Here is a 17,260-nt window from a genome sequence, read left to right as displayed (position 1 = left end):
TCACCGCAACAGTAGCGAGGACAGCATAAAGCAACGAATCAGTCTTCCTTTCCGGGATCTCTAAACTTGTAACCTTTGCCCCTAACAGTAATAATGTACTTCGGATTGGAAGCGTCTTCTTCGATCTTCGTTCTCAATCTTCTTATATGTACGTCAACAGTCCTGGTATCGCCGTAGTAATCGTATCCCCAGAGCTTGTCGAGAAGAACATCACGACTGAATACTTTTCCCTCGTTTTCGGCTAAGAACCTTAGAAGCTCGAATTCCAAGGGAGTGAGACTTACCATTCTGTTCCTGACTCTCACTTCATACTTCTCAGTATCGATCTCAAGATCTCTGGCAAGTATCTTCTTTGGCCTTTCCTCTTTTGCCTGAGCACTTTGCTGAATTCTTCTAAACACTGCTCTGATTCTAGCTAACACTTCTCTTACACTGAATGGCTTAGTGATGTAATCATCTGCGCCAAGCTCAAGCCCCAACACCTTGTCGAATTCTTCACTCTTGGCACTCAAAAAAATCACAGGTGTCTGTCTGAACTTTTCAGTGGCTCTGAGATTTCTGACCAGCTCGAATCCATCCATTCCAGGAAGCATAATATCGACGATGAACATGTCTGTTTCGTTATCTTCGGCGATCTTCAATGCTTCTTCGGCATCATAGGCTTTAAGTACATCATAGCCCTCCTTCTTCAGATTGAAAGTTAGGAGTTCCACGATCGAAGGTTCATCGTCAACGACCAGAATACTCTTCTTTGCCATGCTTATTCCACTCCTTCCGTTTCGAATTCACTTCCTCTGCATATTTGCTCAGAATAGGTGTTGGATCAATTCCACGTACTACGTATCCGAGTAATTCTCTACATCTTTCCTTATCGATATTGGCAAGGGCAAATTGAATTTGCGACTCTCTAAGGCTCTCGAAATCAATCTTTATTCCCTCCATTGCCAATTCCGATCGAATCTCCCTTTCATACTTTCTAAGATTTCCTATTGACTCCATTGGCATTCCTTCAAATGGAGTTCCCGGTTTCGGAATCAGAGGATTGAGACTCAAAGTAACACTTGAGTATCCCATTCTTTTTGCTTTTTTGGCCGTTCTCACTATCCCTTGCCTGTCTTCAGAGTCTTCAAATACCGCACCAAAAATATAGTACATCTTCACTTTCCGGAACCCGTTCTCCCTTCCAAGTTCGAGCGCCTTCACAATATCTCTGTCACTTATCCCTTTTGAAAAGGCATCCCTCATTCTTTGACTTCCTCCTTCTGGAGCAATTGTAAATGAGCTCTGCTTTGAAAGCCTAAGTGTTTTCAATAGAGTACTTGAAAGAGAATCCAGTCTGAGTGAAGAAACGGACAGCTCATAGCCTTTTTCTATACAGTGTCCGGCTACTTCCTCAACATTCGGATAGTCAGTAACCGTTGCTGCCACAAGGCCAAATCTCTTAGTTATTGGAGAAACGGAATCCATGAGATCAATTGTATCCTTCAATCCTCTAAACCTTGGCCTACCGAATCTGTGTCCCGCTACACAGAACTTGCATTTTCTGTAGCATCCTCTGCCGATCTCAATTAGGTATCGATCTCCAAAAACAGAATCTGGGGTAATGTAGACACTTTCTCCAAGAGAGTTCGAGAAGGCCGGTTCCACTCGTTTTGTAGTCATAGCAGCGACAATCTCTTCTCTACTCATTCGATGGTCTACAGAAGAGAGACAACCGAGGAACTCTTCGCTCAAATCTCCTTTGTAGACAACATCACCAACTTCGGCAAGAAGGACGTCACTGAAGTAAGTCATGGCACCACCAATGAGGATTACCGGGTGAAAACTGTTCCTTTCCTCTCTCTTGAGGGGAATGGAGAACCTATTAAGAATGTCAAAGACGTTTAGCAAATCGAGTTCAAAATGTACCGAAAAAGACCAGATTCTGAATTCATCTAGGGGCGTAAGCGAATCAAAGGAATAGTACTTCGAAAAACCACTGCTGTAAAAAAACCTCTCCGCTCTCACACTCCCTATTTCATTAAACTTCTTCAGTAACACGTGAGTTGACAAACTTGCGCTTCCTACTTCATAAGAGTTTGGATAAATGATTGCCACTCTTACATCTCCAAAACTCTCCAGATTCTTAATAAACCGTTCCCTAGATTTAAGATTAGAAACTAATTCGTACTCATCCCAGCTTCTTTTGTCTCTCGGTCTACGCACCAAACACTCTCCTGAGAAAGTCAGTAGAGATGAATTTCCGCGAGAACTCAAAAGAACCTGCTTCCGAACCAAGTTGGTCTACCGACCCCGAAAATCGAACCTCGGCATTGTCAGAAACGGATTCAATCTTTATATGTACTAACAGCTCCTCATCCATCAACAGAGGAGAATGATGCCTGATAAAACTCTCAGATACTACCGAGACAAGGGACTCAGATTCAAAGTCAGCGATAATTTTGTGACCACAATTATGAACAATCTTCATCAAACCGCTCGTGGAAAGGAGGTTCAGCAGTTCAAAATCGTATCTCTCTGACCATCTCAACGATACATCGGTTAGAGTCACCGCTTCGGTGTATTTCTTGCCTATCAACGACTTTAAATGCTCGAAATCCAGCATTCGGCAGTCACTCCAGTTTTTTGGTGATCTCAGGATCTGATGCATTTGCTCCAGGCGCAATATCTACCGCTTCAAGGTCATCCTTATAATAGTTGCCGGCTTTCAGTTCCAGAATCTCTGCAAGTTCTCTGCCGGAGATGGTCTCCTTCTGGAGAAGGTAATCTGCCGCTTCATCGAGCTTCTTCCTATGATCGGAGAGAACTCTCTTCGCCTTTTCATAACAAGTAAGAACTATTGTCTTTACCTCAGAATCGATTTCACTGGCAATCTCCTCTGAATAATTCTTCATTCTGGTCAGTTCTCTTCCAAGAAAGACCTCATCTTCTTCCTTGCCCCAGGCAATTGGCCCCAATCTCTCACTCATTCCGAACTGAGTAACCATGCTTCTTGCCATGGCGCTTGCCCTTTCAAGATCACTTGCAGCTCCCGTCGTTATTTCACCAAATACAAGATCCTCGGCGGCCCTGCCTCCCAGTGCTTGAGACATGTTATCCAGGAGTTCAGACTTGGTTATGAGATACCTATCTTCCAAGGGAAGGCTCTCCGTGAAGCCCAGCGTTGAAGTCCCACGAGGAATAATCGTAACTTTGTGGACTGGAAAGGCCTTTGGAAGTATCAATCCGACCACGGCGTGACCAAGCTCATGATAGGCAAGTATCTTTTTCTCTCTTTCACTTATTATCCTGGACCTTTTTGCCGGGCCCGCGAGCACTCTGTCGATAGCTTCTTCAAGTTCGGTCATTCCTATCATCTTTTTCTTCTTTCTGGCCGATAGAATCGCTGCCTCATTAATCAGGTTCTCAAGATCAGCCCCTACAAATCCAGGAGTTCTCCTACCGAGAAGCTGCACATCTACCTCGGGATCTATTGGTTTTCCACGCATGTGAATTTTGAGAATTTCCGATCTTCCCTTCAAATCTGGCGGATCAACGGAGATTTTCTTGTCGAATCTTCCAGGCCTTAACAAAGCCTTGTCAAGAATATCGGGCCTATTTGTTGCAGCGATTACAATTACATCCGTCTTTGCATCAAAACCGTCCATTTCTACGAGGATCTGATTCAGTGTTTGTTCTCTCTCATCGTGGCCGCCACCAAGTCCAGCTCCTCTATGCCTTCCCACGGCATCGATTTCATCAATAAAGAGAATAGCAGGTGCCGAGGACTTAGCCTGGGTGAAGAGATCTCTAACCCTTGCAGCTCCAACTCCAACGAAAAGTTCCACGAAATCTGAACCGCTTATGAAGAAAAAGGGAACACCGGCTTCACCTGCAACTGCCCTTGCAAGAAGTGTCTTTCCTGTTCCAGGAGGACCGACAAGCAACAGTCCTTTCGGCATTCTCGCACCCGTATCAGCAAAAACAGTCGGATCCTTAAGATAGCTCACAATATCAGCCAGTTCTTGTTGAGCTTCCTCTACTCCCGCAACATCTTTGAAGGTCACCTTTTTGTCTGTACTGACGTATTTCTTCGCAGGGCTCTTAGTGAATGTGAAAGCCTGAGAGTTTCTTCCTGACATTGATCTCATAAGGAAGAACCAGATGAAAATTATTATCGCCAAAGGAATGATAGTACCTAGCAGGTTGACCCAGAAGAGAGAGTCACTACCTCGTTCAAATGTTATATTTACTCCCCTTTCAGCTAAACGGTCAATGTGATTCTGAAAAGTCTGGGTTACGAGAGTTTGAGAAGGGACATAAGTCTCAAGAGATCTTCTCGGATTATCTCCTGTTATGTACATGACCTTCCCGTTGTCATAAATAACTATATCAATAATGTTATTGAAGTCATCCAGGAACTTCGTGTAGGGAACTACAACACTTGTCTCAGATGGATATAGGCCCCTGAGAGCAATCAGCAGAAAAATGCCCAAAACAACGTAAAACAAGATCATTCCAATCCTGGGCTTCTGATCCACAGAACTACCTCCTTTCAAGGCAAAAAGCTACAGTATCAAGACTGGAGGGGCCAACTCTACAAAGCTCGCTCGTGACAACACCTGGAATCCAAAGGATCTCTCCAGAAGCGTTTTCAAGAACCAGAATCTTACTTGAGAAGCCCTTCAAACCTTTCTCTGAAAGCACACTAACCGCTTTCTTCTTTCGCTTCATTCCAAACGGAATGATTGTATCTTCCGCTTTCATTGTTCTCAACCTCATCGGTAATACAACCCTGTTGGCAGAACATATACTGTAGAAAGCACCGTCTAGTTTCTCAAATTCCTCTCTCGGCTTCTTAGTCAGCCTTTTCAGTGTAATCTCCCATCTATTATAGGAACAGGCAAAAGGCAAAAAATCAATGATTCTTTCCTTCAACCCCTTCAATAACAGCTCTCCCACATGGAAGAAGACATACTTTCCGATTTTCGAGGCCTTTACATCCTTCCTAAACTCTACTGTCCATCTTCCTTTAGCGGAGGTGAGAAGATTGTAAAAAGCTATGACACGCTCTCTTGAAGGCGGATAACTGTCGTAACTCAAGTCTGAGACTATTTCTCTTGCCATCTCGAGAACTACGGCTTTTTCGACTGTAATCAGCTTTGAGCTTTCTATGAAATATACATCGTCCACAAGTTCAAATTGGTCGAGAATCATTTCAACCTTCGCATGGATAATTTCATATCCATCGTATATATTTTCAAAGAACCGCCATATGGCTTCATTGAGGGCCGGATTCATCTTTTTCAACTCGGGGATGATTCGCAAACGAACGTAATTGCGCTCAAAATCATCCTCAGAGTTGGTTTGATCCTCCATAAATGTAACCCTGTTAATTGTAACATAATCTATAATACGTTGCATATCGCTGAACAGCAAAGGTCTGATCAAATCACCACTGAATGGGCGCAGTCCCACTACACCTTTCATACCCGTTCCCCTCGCTAACCTTAGTAGAATATTCTCGACTAGATCGTCACGATTATGACCTACAGCTATCAGGTCGGCTTCGACCGCAGACTTCACATCTCTTAAGAAATCGTACCTGACCTCTCTCGCAGCCGACTCAATAGATAGGCCGCGCTTTTTCTTCATTAGATCTCTTACATCACGTTTCTCATGGTAGAAAGGCACAGATCTCTCTCGGCAAAAATCATCAATCATCCTCGCCTCTTGATCAGGACCTTCCTTTCGAAGGCAATGATCTAGATTAGCCGCGAAAAGCTTTATCCCCAACTCTGCCTTCAGGTTGATCAGAATGTTTAGGAGTGCCATCGAGTCTTTCCCGCCTGAGACAGCAACCAGTATCTTCTGATCCCTTTTGATTAGGTGCCATTTCTTTATGAAATCTAGGACTTCAAACTCAAATTGATCCATCTCTTTCACCACCAATAATAATGCGCCCGCTAAGGGCGCATCTGGAGCCAACGAAGGGACTTGAACCCCCAACCTGCTCATTACGAATGAGCCGCTCTACCGGTTGAGCTACGTTGGCACCCGACTTCAATTCTATATTACTGCTTTTCACATGTCAATCCGTCAGGAAGCATAAGAGACGCTTCTTCTCTCTCTTATAACAGTTACCTTGATGACGCCTGGATACTCAAGTTCCTCTTCTATCTTCTTAGCAATATCTACAGCCATCTTCTCGGCCAGAAGATCGTCGACCTTCTCAGGTTCGACAATCACGCGAATCTCCCTCCCTGCTTGAATAGCGTAAGCCTTTTCTATGTGCTTGAATCCGGTCGCAATGTTCTCGAGGTTCTCCAATCTCTTTATATACATGTCTAGAGATTCTCTTCTTGCTCCAGGCCTTGAAGCAGAGACCGCGTCCGCTGCAGCCACGAGGACAGCTTCAGGGGTTAGTGCCTCGGTTTCACCATGATGGTACTGTATCATATTAATTACATGAGCCTTTTCTCCATATCTCTTTGCAATTTCACCGCCAATAATTGCGTGTGATCCCTCAACTTCATGGTCAATCGCCTTACCTATGTCGTGAAGAATTGCCCCCCTCTTCACCTTGTCAATATTCAAGCCCAGTTCCGAAGCCATTAGAGCTGCCAGATGAGCCACCTCAACAGAGTGTTGCAACACGTTCTGACCGTAACTGGTTCTGAACTTCAGCCTCCCAAGCAATTTGACAAGCTCAGGATGCATGGAGGGAATCCCCACTTTCATCAGGGCCTCCTGGCCGGCCTCCTTTATCTCGCTGTAGACTTCTTTTTTCGACTTCTCGTACATCTCTTCGATTCTTGCCGGATGGATTCTTCCGTCTTCAACGAGTTTATCTAGAGTCATTTTCGCTATCGCTCTCCTAAGAGGATTGAAACAAGATACAACGACTACCTCTGGTGTATCATCGATCACAAGATCCGAACCAGTAAGCTTTTCGAAGGCCCTGATGTTTCTTCCCTCTCTTCCGATAATTCTTCCCTTCATTTCATCGGAAGGGAGACTTACTGCGCTTACTGTCACATCGCCTGTATAGTCTGCAGCGTAACGCTGCACAGAGTTTACGATGACCCATTTCGCATATCGATTCCCTTCTTCATCATAATGATCCTTCATTTCCTTCAATCTCTGAGCAAGATCGTGTTCATAGATCTCTTCAGCTCTCTTCAGGACAATCTCCCTGGCTTCTTCCATAGAAAGATCGGCCAGACTAAAGAGCTTCTTTTCAGCCTCTTCTTTCATTTCTTCAACGCGAACCCTTTCTGAATCGAGTAGCTGCCGCGTCTTTTCAATAGCCTCTTCCTTCTTGTCGATGTTGTCTTCTCTTCTGGAAATCCTGTCTTCCCACTGCTTCAATTCTTCACGATCTCTCTTGAAATCCTTCTCCTGCTCTTCACGAAGTCTGTGAAGTTCTTCACGACCTTCGATTAGAGCCTTTTTCTTCATATGATCGGCCTCTTCCTGGGCCCTCTTGATGATCGATTCAGAATCTTGCTTTGCAGATTTTAGCTGAAGCTCCAGATCCTCCTTTGCCTTCTTCACGGCCAAGGGGGTAAGTATAAAATAAGCCAGCGCTATTCCTGCCGCCAGGCCGGCGATTATACCAATCAATAGCATCATAGTTTCTCGTCGCTGGTCCTTTAACTAGCCTTCGAGGAAACCAGCTCCCTCCCTTCATGATTTCTGTTTTATCTCACCAATAATCTCGTCGATTATCGTAGACGAAAAACCCTTTCTGTAGAGTTTTCTTCTAATCTTATCAGGATCTGTCTGTTCTGTGTTACCTGCTGCCTTCTTTGCAACCTCTTGCAAGTCGCAATTCTCTAATTCTTTGTCCATCGAATCTCTAATAAGCTCTTCCGAAACGCCAAGCTTCAGAAGCTCTTGTTTCAGTCTGAAAGGTCCCTTATAATAAACATTCAGCCCATCACTGATATAAAATCTGGCAAAGACCCTGTCGTTCAGTAGATTCTGCTTTTCCAACTTCTCAATGACCTCTTCAATCTCTTCTTCGGAATACCCCTTCTTGAAGAGCTGTGTGCGGATTTCCTTTCTTGATCTTAACCTGTATCTCAAATATCTCAGAGCATCTTTCAACGGATCGGAAAGCATCAGCTATCCTCGTCCTTCTCCTCTTTCTTCACTTCCAGAAGCGGCAGATTAAATTTCGTTCTCAGTCTGTTTTCCATTTCCAGCATTAACTCGGGGTTCTCCTTCATGAACTCCACTCCGTTGGCCTTTCCCTGGCCAAGGCTTACTTCATTACCATCGGTGGCAATGTATGCATACCATGCACCTTTTCTATCAATCATGTTTTCTGAGAGTGCAAGATTGAAAAGCTCATTCGCGTGTTCTATTCCCTGTCCGTAGATTATGTCTACCTTCGCTTCGCGGAAAGGGGGAGCAACTTTGTTCTTGACAACTTTAATGGTTGTTTCATTCCCCAAGACTGTATTTCCTTCTCTTATCGCACTGCCTCTTCTGACTTCTAGCCTGACCGAAGCATAAAACTTCAGTGCGACACCTCCTGTAGTGGTTTCAGGGTTACCATAGACTACTCCGATTTTCATTCTCGTTTGATTGATGAATATCACAATGCATTTTGACTTGCTCACATTTCCCGAAATCTTCCTCAATGCCTGTGACATCAAACGAGCTTGCAAACCTACTTGTAACTCACCCATAGCGCCCTCTATTTCAGTTCTAGGCACGAGTGCGGCAACCGAATCTACTACAATGAGGTCCACTGCATTTGACCTGATCAAACCATCTACGATATCGAGGGCCTGTTCACCGTAGTCCGGTTGAGATATCAGAAGATTATCAACGTCCACGCCAAGATTTTGAGCGTAATGAATATCCAGGGCATGTTCTGCATCAATAAAGGCAGCTATTCCGCCACGTTTCTGAACTTCTGCGATGGCATGCAAGGCTATTGTTGTTTTTCCGCTTGATTCCGCACCGTAGACCTCAACAACTCTACCTCTAGGATATCCTCCCACTGTGAGGGCGATATCAACTGCAAGTGACCCGGTCGAGATTACCTCAATGTTTTTTCGGTCTTCCTTCTCTCCCATCAACATAACCGAACCCTTTCCAAACTGCTTTTCGATATCCTTTATCGCTCTTTCGAGTGCGTTCTTCTTATCCTTCGACAGCATGTTCAATCAGTCCTCCTTCAAAGCTGCATGTGAAGACCTTCCTGTACCTCGCTCCATCCCTGGAGAGGATAGATTCGAATACCGATACTTCTCCAACGGGAAAGATTATTCGTTCATCTTCAATAGTGCTTAGGAATTTGCGCCACATTGGCGGGCTGAACTTCATTCTTCCAACGGTCAAGTGAGGTCTGAAGTTTCCGTCAACCGGCAGATTCATCGCCTCCAAAACAACTTTGGTTTCCCTCTGGAGATTCAGAAGACTTTGATTCCGCTCTATCGCTACCCAGATCACTTTTGGCAACTCCTTATGTTTAAAATAACCTATCCTTCCAGTTTCAAGTGTAAACGAAGGGAAACCCCTAAGTCTACGCGATAGCATTGATGCTATCAAAGAAAGTCTCTCCGGTTCAATATTGTCTAGAAAGGCTAGGGTAAGATGGGCGTTTGTGCCCGGAACCCATGAAGCTTTGAATCCCATTCTCCTAAGTCTTTCCGAAATACCATCTATCATCGCCGGAACTTTCTCTCCTGTATCTACTGCAATAAACGAGCGCAATTTACTTTCCCCCCTTGAAAATATCTATATTCTTAAGCAGGTAATTGGCGCCACTTATTGCTGTAACTGCCGCAATTAATATCTCTAGCCATAACATCACTCCCCTGGGAGGAATATCCCAGAGCAAATTGGAGTAGAGCAGAATCAAAAAAGTCATTTGAGAGACCGTCTTTGCTTTTCCAAAAATGTCAGCGGCGATCACTTTTCCCTTGTTCGATGCCACCATTCTGATTCCCGAAACCACTGTATCTCTAGTTACAACTACAAATAGGAACCATAGACTGACTTTCGAAAGAGCCATGAAACCGAGAAATATAGAAGTGACCAGAATTTTATCAGCTATCTGGTCTAGGAATTTTCCTAAATCAGTAACCAATCCGCGTTTTCTGGCAATCCTTCCATCAAAAAAATCAGTAAGAGAAGCAATCAAAAAGACAGCAAACGAAAAATAGTATCCAATTGTGTTCCCTGTCATTAGGAGCACGAGAACAGGCAAGGTTAGCACCATTCTTGACAACGTTAGAATATTAGGCAAGTTCATCCAGCACAACACCTTCCATGTCATGTTCATAAGTTTCCGTAATTCTTGCCTTCAAGAAAACTCCTTCCTCATTATGACCCTTCAACACGACCACTCCGTCGACTTCAGGAGCACTGTTGTAAGCTCTTCCCAAAGTGTAGCTGGCACCGCTTTCCTCAAGCAATACAGTCAATACCTTTCCTTTGAAGTGTGAAAGCCTTTCAGCGGAAATGGTATCCTGTTCTTCCATTAGTGTCTCTAGCATTTGTGTCGCATGTTCCTTTCCGACCGTCGCTCTCTGGCCAAACGCTTTTGTTCCTTCTTCCCTGGAATAAACAAAGCCTCCAAGTCGGTCGAATTCTACAGTTCTCACAAAGTCCAAAGTCTCATTGAAAGTAACTTCGCTTTCACCAGGAAATCCAACCATGACTGTAGTTCTCAAAATAGCGTGAGGAGCCTTCTGCCTTATACATAGAAGCATCTCAAGAAGCTCGGCAGAATTCCTGGATCTCCCCATTCTCTTCAGAATTTTGTCCGAACCACTCTGAACAGGCATGTCAAAGTAATCTACTACTTTCGGCAACGAGATGATCGTATCCACCAAAGCATCATCAACATGATCGGGATGAAGGTATAGAAGGCGTATCCAGAAATCGCCTTCGAGATCATTCAGTTTCCTGAGAAGTCCTTTGAGGTCAAGTCCTTCATTCAGATCTCTGCCATACTGCGTGGAGTCTTGAGATACCAAGACTACCTCCTTAACACCCTTTTTCACAAGAGAAAGCGTCTCCTTAACCACACTTTCTGAGGCGCGACTAACCGATCTTCCTTTGAAACTGGGAATTGAACAGAAAGCACAATCTCGATTGCATCCGTCTCCTATCTTCACGTATGCAGAATACTTGCCTGCCACTCTGTTGGAATAATCATAGACTACCTCGGGCTCTCTGTGATAGAAAAACTCTTCCTTCTCAATCAAATCAGCAAGAGTCATCGGGCTTGTAACCCCTATCAAACCATCGATTTCTATAATCTCCGACTTCAACTCTTCAAAATACCTCTGAACAAGACATCCTACTGCAAGTACTTTGAGCCCAGGATTTCTTGCTTTGAAGGAAATGGACTTGAATATTTCTTCAAGACTTTCCCTTTTCGCGTCGTCTATAAATCCGCAGGTGTCAATGACTAGCAAGTCAGCAATCAAGGCATCTTTCACAATCTCATGTCCCCTGCCTATCATAATGCCCATGAAATTATCCATATCGGCCATATTCTTAGAGCATCCCAGGGAAAGGACTCCAAATTTCATAGTCTTTCCTTTCTCTTCAGGAGATACAACTCTCTAATTCTCATCAATTCTTCGATGTATTCCCGATCCCTGTAGTTAGGATAGGTATATGGAAGAGGTGTAAAAGAACCGTTGACAAACATAAGTGTAATTTCCGCAGAGATGCCGTCCCACAAATAGATTCGATTTGCCCAGTGCTTTGTGGAAGCAAGAACAAACTGTGCATGGTGGACGTAACCCGGATCGAGATTAACTTTTCGCTTCCCTTCAAGTCTGAAGTTCTCTTCAACCCCATTGGTAATCTTCTTTATCAACGAAAGCTGCTGAGGATGAACCAGTCTTTTGAAGGAGATCAGCTTGCCTTTGAGGTTGTAGCCCATTTCATCATTATAATAAGACGTGTACTTGTCGAAGTCCAGAGACCTCGATATATAATCTGCCGGTCCAAACTTCCTCTCAAGAACTGGCTGAATTTCCTGAAGCCTGTAATCTATGTATGAACCGAACATAAAGACAACGAGATTCACCATTTCTGTCTTTCGATAACTTCCCATCACCTTACACTCACTTCCGCCAGTGGAATACTCACGTTGATAATCTTCCCGCCACTCATTATTGAGTACCTTCCGGGTAGCTCTTGTTCAACGACAAGTCTATCGTTTCGTTTTATCTTCAGTACCAGGTTTTCTCCTGGTTGAAGCAAATACCCTTCATCATCAAAAAGCACTCTCAATCGACTTGTAATATCAAAAAAACCAACTTCAAATTCGGTAGACTGCGCTTCTTTTACGTACCTGTAAATGAAGAGAGTTTCTACGAAAAGGAAGAGAGACAAAATCAGCAGCACTACCGACGCAAATTGACTATTCAACCCAACTCTCTTTCCCATAAAAAGTGCTCCAGTCTATATTATGAACATTCTAAGAGTAATTATAGCACGTTGATGTATGACATTTTTTGAGTGGTCTGATCAAAGGTAGTTAATGAGTAACCGTGTTATAATTTTCGCAAAGAAACCGGCCGGGAGGTTGATTAACAATGGATAGCAGGAGGATCCCCAAACCTACGATAAAAAGGCTTGCCGTATACCACAGATGTTTAGAGAATTTGGTTATCTCTGGTGTGCCTAGCGTATCCTCAAAGGATCTTGCGGAAAGGCTTGGAATCAAAGCTAGCCAAGTCAGGAAAGACCTATCTTATTTTGGAGAATTCGGAAAGAGAGGCGTAGGCTATGCCACCGAGCTTCTGCTTGACAGTATAAGCGAGATACTTGGAATCAGGAAAAAATGGAATACTTGCATCGTTGGAATGGGCAACCTGGGGATGGCTCTGGCAAACTATCCGGGCCTTTCCAATTCAGGCTTCATTACAAGAGCTCTATTTGACAACAACCCCAATAAGATAGGAATCCCAATGCCAAATGATCTTGTAATCGACTCTACTTTGTTGCTGAAAGAGATTGTCAGGGAAAGAAATATTGAGATTGGTGTCATTACAGTTCCCGCAAATGCTGCACAAAGTACTGCTGAACTGCTAATCGAGGCCAGCATTAAGGGAATAGTCAATTTCGCTCCAGTGAGACTCTCGTTGCCGCCAGAAGTGAGGAATGAAGAGATAGATATCTCTGTCTCATTCAGGTCACTGGCCTTCAACATGACCTTTGGATCTTCAAGAAGGGTAAGAATAAGATAATGGTGCTTGTTTCGATAATCGGCGGCAGTGGTTCAGGCAAGACATCGGTTACCAACGTAATCTACAACCACTTCAAGGATAGAGCTGCAATACTCTCAATGGATGATTACTACAAGAACCTCGATCCTGGGACAGATCCAAGAGAGTTCAACTTCGACTCACCAAGAGCCTTCGATTTTGAACTCTTTGAACAACACCTGAAGTCGACAAAAGGGAACAAAAGCATTATGGTTCCAGTCTATAGTATGGTTACTTACCGACGGGAAGAGGGAATATGCAGAGAGTTCAAACCAAAGCCGCTTGTTATTGTTGAAGGGCTCCTTGTTATGTTCAAGAAAGAGATGAGAGATCTCTTCGATTTTTCTATATACATAGATGCTCCTTCAGATGAGAGACTGATTAGAAGGATTGAGCGCGATACCAAGGAGAGAGGAAGGTCTGTGGACAGCATAATTGAGCAGTACAGGAAGTTTGTTGCGCCTTCGTTTGAGAGCTTCATAGAACCGCAGAAATACTTTTGTGATATAGTTTTACCTGACGGAGCCGCTAACACTACTGGGCTAAATGTAATAATAAACGCTATTGAAAACATGTTGAACAAGTGATCGGGCTGGAGGTGTAAAGTGCCAAAGACTATACTCTCGGTCATCTTCTTTCTGGCAATAGCTGTTCTTTCCTTTTCCTTTAGCCAGAAACTGATTGTTGAGGACTTTAACACTTATGTAGATGACTACGGCCAGCAAGAACCACAGCTACCGAAGGTCGTCAAACTTATTGAAGACCTCGATTATCTGTCGATTTACAGATTGTATAAGCTTCAGATGGTAGGCAGTATTGAGAAAAAAGAAAGTTCGACAACAATTGCAGGACTCCTCACAAAGCATCTTGAGGCATTCGCTGAAGAGGACTTCCGCGATAGCGACGACAGAATTGCTTACAGCGCTTTTCTCGCGTGGGTTCTTTCAGACATTTCGGGAAAGGCCTTTGAGACATACTCGCTTAATGAAATGCCGGCCTACCTCGAAGTCTTCAATGCTTATTCCTCAAGAGTGCGAAGTATGGCCGAGGTTGTCTACAAGGAGTGGATCGCCTACTCTTTGGGTCTATTGGAGGAGAAGCCAGGAGCATTTCCTGAAGCGTTAGGGGTATCTAACTCATTTTCCTCTTTCAGTTTGAACGTTGACGCTCCAATTGAGTCAGAGCGGGAAATATTAAGTCTTTCCGATAACAGAATAATCGATGCGCTTAACGAGACAGTAGCCAAGCTAAGCTCAAAAGAGTACAGTGTGAGTACTCTAGTTGAAGAAGAAATCAGCAGGTTGGCGATACAGACGGCCATGGATCTCGCTCAATTAGGAGATGCCCAATTGATGTCCGATGGAAGAGAGCTTTTTCGACTTTGGCTTCTGAGATCCATGGGGCTGATCGAATACGCACCTTTTTTCCCCGAGTCGATTGCCGTAAGAGAAAAGGAAATTGCTGGATTTCAGCTTGATATTGAACCCGTAGACTCCAAGTATGAAGTACTAATCGACTCACTTGAGCAGAACCCTGGAGTCAGGACAACTGTAATAGAAAAGATTGGAATGGGAGCACAGCTTCTTTCAATGAAGCAATTCACTCCCGTAGGTCTAATCGAAAGCGATATTGCAGACGAAGTAAGGAAGATTGTTCCAATTCAGGCGAATATTATGGGTGGAATAAGGAATGAACTCTCTGCAAATCTTGTTCGGAGTGTTGAAAGGAGCCTCAATCTCTGGTGGCTGAGGGTTCTTGTGTATGCATTATTAGTGGTTCTGGCGTTCACAATTCTCCCTTCCGTCAAGAAGTATCTGATTGGCTTAATAATACTTCTCGAAACCCTCTATCTATTTTTCATAGGCAATATCACTGCAGGTATCTTTGACCTATCCCTTCATTCAATAGTCGGGCTTCCAGCCTTTGCTTTCATATTTATACTAACTATCTCTTCTCTGCTGAACAGAAGGAAAAGAAGCAGGATTCTTATCCTGAAGTTGATCCTCCTTGTCTTGATCTCAATATTCCCCTTCCTCAATCTTCTTAACGAGCAGCCAGAGATAGCTATGGACAGCTTCGAGGGATTCTATGATTCCGTCTATTATTCGACACTGAAGAATGATGTGTTTCTCGCTCCAGAATCGATGATTAGTCTGCAGACTAGAGACCTGAACTCTCTTGTTTCAAGCGAACTGAACGCTTTCAAGAGAATTCTGCGAGTAGTCATTCCAAATAAGATGAATTCATTCTCAGCATCAGCCGAAATGAGTTACAGTGTCGACAGCAATGGAAGACTTAGAGTTGCGGCTCCCGCCTTCACTGAGTATTTCTCCATTGAGAATCAAACTACATACATCTCCGAGCTCCAGGGCCTTACAAAGGACATTGATAGTTTCATAAGGGATAGCAATAGAAATAGCAGGAGTTACTCAACGTCGGTATCGACTCTGATAGCAACGTCGGAAAAAATAGTTGTTTACGCCGGAGAGAAAATGAGGGAGGATTTCACCTACTCGCTCGAAACGGTCCTTGGATCCAAACCAGAATTGGCAATTGCTCTAAATGATTATCATGAAGAGATTGATCCCCTTCTCGAAAGCGACCCCTCACCAGTACCTGTAAAAGTATATAGAGTTCGTGAATTTGCGGCACTATTAGTCGCTCTATTATTACTAGCAGTTTCTCTATTCGTTGTTAGAAGGCCCATGATCTCCTATATCAACCTGGCAATTATCGTCCTCTATTTCTTCTTGGTTCTGCCAGGAATTAGCAGCTTGAATCTCTTTGTTCAAGGCGGGTCTCCAATCTTAAGAGTGACCATTAATCCCTCAATAAACGTTTTGTTTTTGATTGTTTTTGCGGGTATAATTGTTTTATCAGTTCTATGGATCTTACTATCTCATAAGAAAGGGAGTGTTAGTGAATGAAACTAAGATTATTGCTGGTGTTCTCACTTATTCTCATGATTGCCCTCCCAGTAATGGCAATGAAGGTAATCATGGTTACTGACGTCGGCGGACTTGGAGACAAGTCTTTTAACGACGGAACATGGGAAGGAATTGTGAAAGCTTCTGATTTCCTTGGATTGGAAAGGGAAGTAGTTCAATCCAAAGAACAGGCCGACTACATACCGAATCTATCCAACGCCGCAAAGGAAGCAGATATTATCTTCGGAGTCGGCTTCATGATGGCCGATGCGCTTTACAAGGTTGCTCCTCAGTTCCCGGACACTTACTTCATCGGTATCGACATCGATCCGATCGAGAATATGCCCAACAACGTGGCAACGTATCTATTTAAAGAACAGGAAGGAGCTTTCCTGGTAGGCTATGTAGTAGCCGCTATGACTGAGACAAACATGGTAGGTTTTGTTGGTGGTCTCCCAATTCCTCCGGTCGAAAGATTCCGCTATGGCTATGAGGCCGGCATTAGAGTTTACGAAGAGCTTCACGGAAAGACCATTAGCATGCTTCAGGGATACACTATGGACTTTAACGATCCAAAGAAGGGTAAGGACCTCGCACTCGCTCAGTTCGCTGAAGGCGCAGACATCGTCTTCCACGCAGCAGGTGCATGTGGAAACGGAGTAATTGAAGCCGCTGCTGAAAAGGGAGAAGGTTTCTTTGCAGTAGGAGTTGACGTTGATCAGGACTACATGGCTCCTGGAAGAGTCCTTACCAGTTCAGTCAAGAGAGTCGACATGGCTTCTTATCAGGCCGTTATGAGTATTGCACTTGGAACTTTTGAACCAGGAACGAAGACCCTCGGTATTAAGGATGAAGGCGTTGGAATCAGCCCCATGACTTATACTAAGGATGTTGTTGGACCAGTTATCCTTTCCGAAGTTGAATTCCTAAGAGGTCTTCTTAAGGCTGGAACATTTGTTGTTCCAGATACACAGGAAGAGCTGGATGCATTCGTTGTCCCAGAAATAACCCTTCCATAATGGAAGCTCTTCACACAATCGTGTGATATCAAAGATCGGGAGAGCAGACTCTCCCGATTTTTCGTATCATGTACGATGGAGGTGA

The 17,260-nt window shown here is 43.9% G+C and carries 17 protein-coding genes and 1 tRNA gene; 4 read left to right on the top strand and 14 right to left on the bottom strand.

Features of this window, described 5'->3' with window-relative positions; translation table 11 throughout:
* Window positions 1–38 precede the first annotated feature (38 nt).
* From Y697_RS01260 to Y697_RS01195, 14 genes are all read right to left on the bottom strand, one after another.
* The gene (locus tag Y697_RS01260) at window positions 39–758 is read right to left on the bottom strand and encodes a response regulator transcription factor (protein WP_121549892.1); all 720 of its coding nucleotides are present in this window, start codon (window positions 756–758) and stop codon (window positions 39–41) included.
* Window positions 730–2,205, bottom strand: a complete 1,476-nt coding sequence (locus Y697_RS01255) for a radical SAM protein (RefSeq protein WP_121549891.1) — start codon at window positions 2,203–2,205, stop codon at window positions 730–732. Before Y697_RS01255 ends, Y697_RS01260 begins: the two co-directional genes overlap by 29 nt.
* Complete coding sequence (locus Y697_RS01250; protein ID WP_121549890.1) at window positions 2,198–2,605, bottom strand: thioesterase family protein; 408 nt, start codon at window positions 2,603–2,605, stop codon at window positions 2,198–2,200. Before Y697_RS01250 ends, Y697_RS01255 begins: the two co-directional genes overlap by 8 nt.
* Window positions 2,606–2,612: 7 nt before the next feature.
* Window positions 2,613–4,520, bottom strand: a complete 1,908-nt coding sequence (gene ftsH / locus Y697_RS01245) for an ATP-dependent zinc metalloprotease FtsH (protein WP_121549889.1) — start codon at window positions 4,518–4,520, stop codon at window positions 2,613–2,615.
* A gap of 4 nt (window positions 4,521–4,524) precedes the next feature.
* On the bottom strand, window positions 4,525–5,916 hold the full coding sequence (gene tilS, locus Y697_RS01240) for a tRNA lysidine(34) synthetase TilS (protein ID WP_121549888.1): 1,392 nt from the start codon (window positions 5,914–5,916) through the stop codon (window positions 4,525–4,527).
* 42 nt (window positions 5,917–5,958) lie between these two features.
* Window positions 5,959–6,034, bottom strand: a tRNA-Thr gene (locus Y697_RS01235).
* Between the two features lie 44 nt (window positions 6,035–6,078).
* The gene (rny, locus tag Y697_RS01230; RefSeq protein ID WP_121549887.1) at window positions 6,079–7,614 is read right to left on the bottom strand and encodes a ribonuclease Y; all 1,536 of its coding nucleotides are present in this window, start codon (window positions 7,612–7,614) and stop codon (window positions 6,079–6,081) included.
* A 54-nt stretch (window positions 7,615–7,668) separates the two neighbouring features.
* Window positions 7,669–8,106 (bottom strand): regulatory protein RecX, encoded by a 438-nt coding sequence (locus tag Y697_RS01225; RefSeq protein ID WP_121549886.1) that lies wholly within the window; start codon window positions 8,104–8,106, stop codon window positions 7,669–7,671.
* Entirely contained in the window at window positions 8,106–9,155 is a 1,050-nt protein-coding gene (recA, locus tag Y697_RS01220; RefSeq protein ID WP_121549885.1) for a recombinase RecA, read from the bottom strand. The genes Y697_RS01225 and recA overlap by 1 nt, the downstream gene beginning before the upstream one ends.
* On the bottom strand, window positions 9,139–9,711 hold the full coding sequence (gene thpR / locus Y697_RS01215; RefSeq protein ID WP_121549884.1) for an RNA 2',3'-cyclic phosphodiesterase: 573 nt from the start codon (window positions 9,709–9,711) through the stop codon (window positions 9,139–9,141). The genes recA and thpR overlap by 17 nt, the downstream gene beginning before the upstream one ends.
* Window position 9,712: 1 nt before the next feature.
* A complete protein-coding gene (gene pgsA, locus Y697_RS01210) occupies window positions 9,713–10,219 on the bottom strand; it encodes a CDP-diacylglycerol--glycerol-3-phosphate 3-phosphatidyltransferase (RefSeq protein ID WP_259462292.1) in 507 nt (168 codons plus the stop codon).
* Window positions 10,220–10,238: 19 nt separating this feature from the next.
* Window positions 10,239–11,540 carry a 30S ribosomal protein S12 methylthiotransferase RimO gene (gene rimO, locus Y697_RS01205; protein WP_121549882.1) on the bottom strand — a complete coding sequence of 434 codons (1,302 nt, stop codon included), beginning with the start codon at window positions 11,538–11,540 and terminating at the stop codon, window positions 10,239–10,241.
* Window positions 11,537–12,073: a DUF4416 family protein gene (locus tag Y697_RS01200; protein ID WP_121549881.1), complete on the bottom strand. Its 537-nt coding sequence runs from the start codon at window positions 12,071–12,073 to the stop codon at window positions 11,537–11,539. Before Y697_RS01200 ends, rimO begins: the two co-directional genes overlap by 4 nt.
* Window positions 12,073–12,408: a hypothetical protein gene (locus Y697_RS01195; RefSeq protein WP_121549880.1), complete on the bottom strand. Its 336-nt coding sequence runs from the start codon at window positions 12,406–12,408 to the stop codon at window positions 12,073–12,075. Before Y697_RS01195 ends, Y697_RS01200 begins: the two co-directional genes overlap by 1 nt.
* 149 nt (window positions 12,409–12,557) lie before the next feature.
* On the opposite strand from Y697_RS01195, the gene Y697_RS01190 reads away from it, so the two are divergent.
* From Y697_RS01190 to Y697_RS01175, 4 genes are read left to right on the top strand one after another with little or no spacing between them, the layout of a single operon-like run.
* Window positions 12,558–13,211, top strand: coding sequence for a redox-sensing transcriptional repressor Rex (locus Y697_RS01190; protein ID WP_121549879.1), 654 nt, complete (start codon window positions 12,558–12,560; stop codon window positions 13,209–13,211).
* Window positions 13,211–13,816, top strand: coding sequence for a uridine kinase (gene udk, locus Y697_RS01185; RefSeq protein WP_121549878.1), 606 nt, complete (start codon window positions 13,211–13,213; stop codon window positions 13,814–13,816). Before Y697_RS01190 ends, udk begins: the two co-directional genes overlap by 1 nt.
* Before the next feature lie 18 nt (window positions 13,817–13,834).
* A complete protein-coding gene (locus Y697_RS01180; protein WP_121549877.1) occupies window positions 13,835–16,156 on the top strand; it encodes a hypothetical protein in 2,322 nt (773 codons plus the stop codon).
* Window positions 16,153–17,175: a BMP family protein gene (locus tag Y697_RS01175; protein WP_121549876.1), complete on the top strand. Its 1,023-nt coding sequence runs from the start codon at window positions 16,153–16,155 to the stop codon at window positions 17,173–17,175. Before Y697_RS01180 ends, Y697_RS01175 begins: the two co-directional genes overlap by 4 nt.
* Window positions 17,176–17,260 lie beyond the last annotated feature (85 nt).

It is taken from the genome of Mesotoga sp. BH458_6_3_2_1 (assembly GCF_003664995.1).
GTDB lineage: Bacteria > Thermotogota > Thermotogae > Petrotogales > Kosmotogaceae > Mesotoga.
This window is presented reverse-complemented; position numbering and strand designations above follow the sequence as displayed.

Coding starts and splice junctions, on each gene's coding strand:
- rimO (WP_121549882.1), bottom strand. CDS start 11,540: ATGAAATTTGGAGTCCTTTCCCTGGGATGCTCTAAGAATATGGCCGAT.
- recA (WP_121549885.1), bottom strand. CDS start 9,155: ATGCTGTCGAAGGATAAGAAGAACGCACTCGAAAGAGCGATAAAGGAT.
- tilS (WP_121549888.1), bottom strand. CDS start 5,916: ATGGATCAATTTGAGTTTGAAGTCCTAGATTTCATAAAGAAATGGCAC.
- Y697_RS01200 (WP_121549881.1), bottom strand. CDS start 12,073: ATGGGAAGTTATCGAAAGACAGAAATGGTGAATCTCGTTGTCTTTATG.
- pgsA (WP_259462292.1), bottom strand. CDS start 10,219: ATGGTGCTAACCTTGCCTGTTCTCGTGCTCCTAATGACAGGGAACACA.
- Y697_RS01250 (WP_121549890.1), bottom strand. CDS start 2,605: ATGCTGGATTTCGAGCATTTAAAGTCGTTGATAGGCAAGAAATACACC.
- Y697_RS01190 (WP_121549879.1), top strand. CDS start 12,558: ATGGATAGCAGGAGGATCCCCAAACCTACGATAAAAAGGCTTGCCGTA.
- rny (WP_121549887.1), bottom strand. CDS start 7,614: ATGATGCTATTGATTGGTATAATCGCCGGCCTGGCGGCAGGAATAGCG.
- Y697_RS01195 (WP_121549880.1), bottom strand. CDS start 12,408: ATGGGAAAGAGAGTTGGGTTGAATAGTCAATTTGCGTCGGTAGTGCTG.
- udk (WP_121549878.1), top strand. CDS start 13,211: ATGGTGCTTGTTTCGATAATCGGCGGCAGTGGTTCAGGCAAGACATCG.
- Y697_RS01260 (WP_121549892.1), bottom strand. CDS start 758: ATGGCAAAGAAGAGTATTCTGGTCGTTGACGATGAACCTTCGATCGTG.
- Y697_RS01225 (WP_121549886.1), bottom strand. CDS start 8,106: ATGCTTTCCGATCCGTTGAAAGATGCTCTGAGATATTTGAGATACAGG.
- Y697_RS01175 (WP_121549876.1), top strand. CDS start 16,153: ATGAAACTAAGATTATTGCTGGTGTTCTCACTTATTCTCATGATTGCC.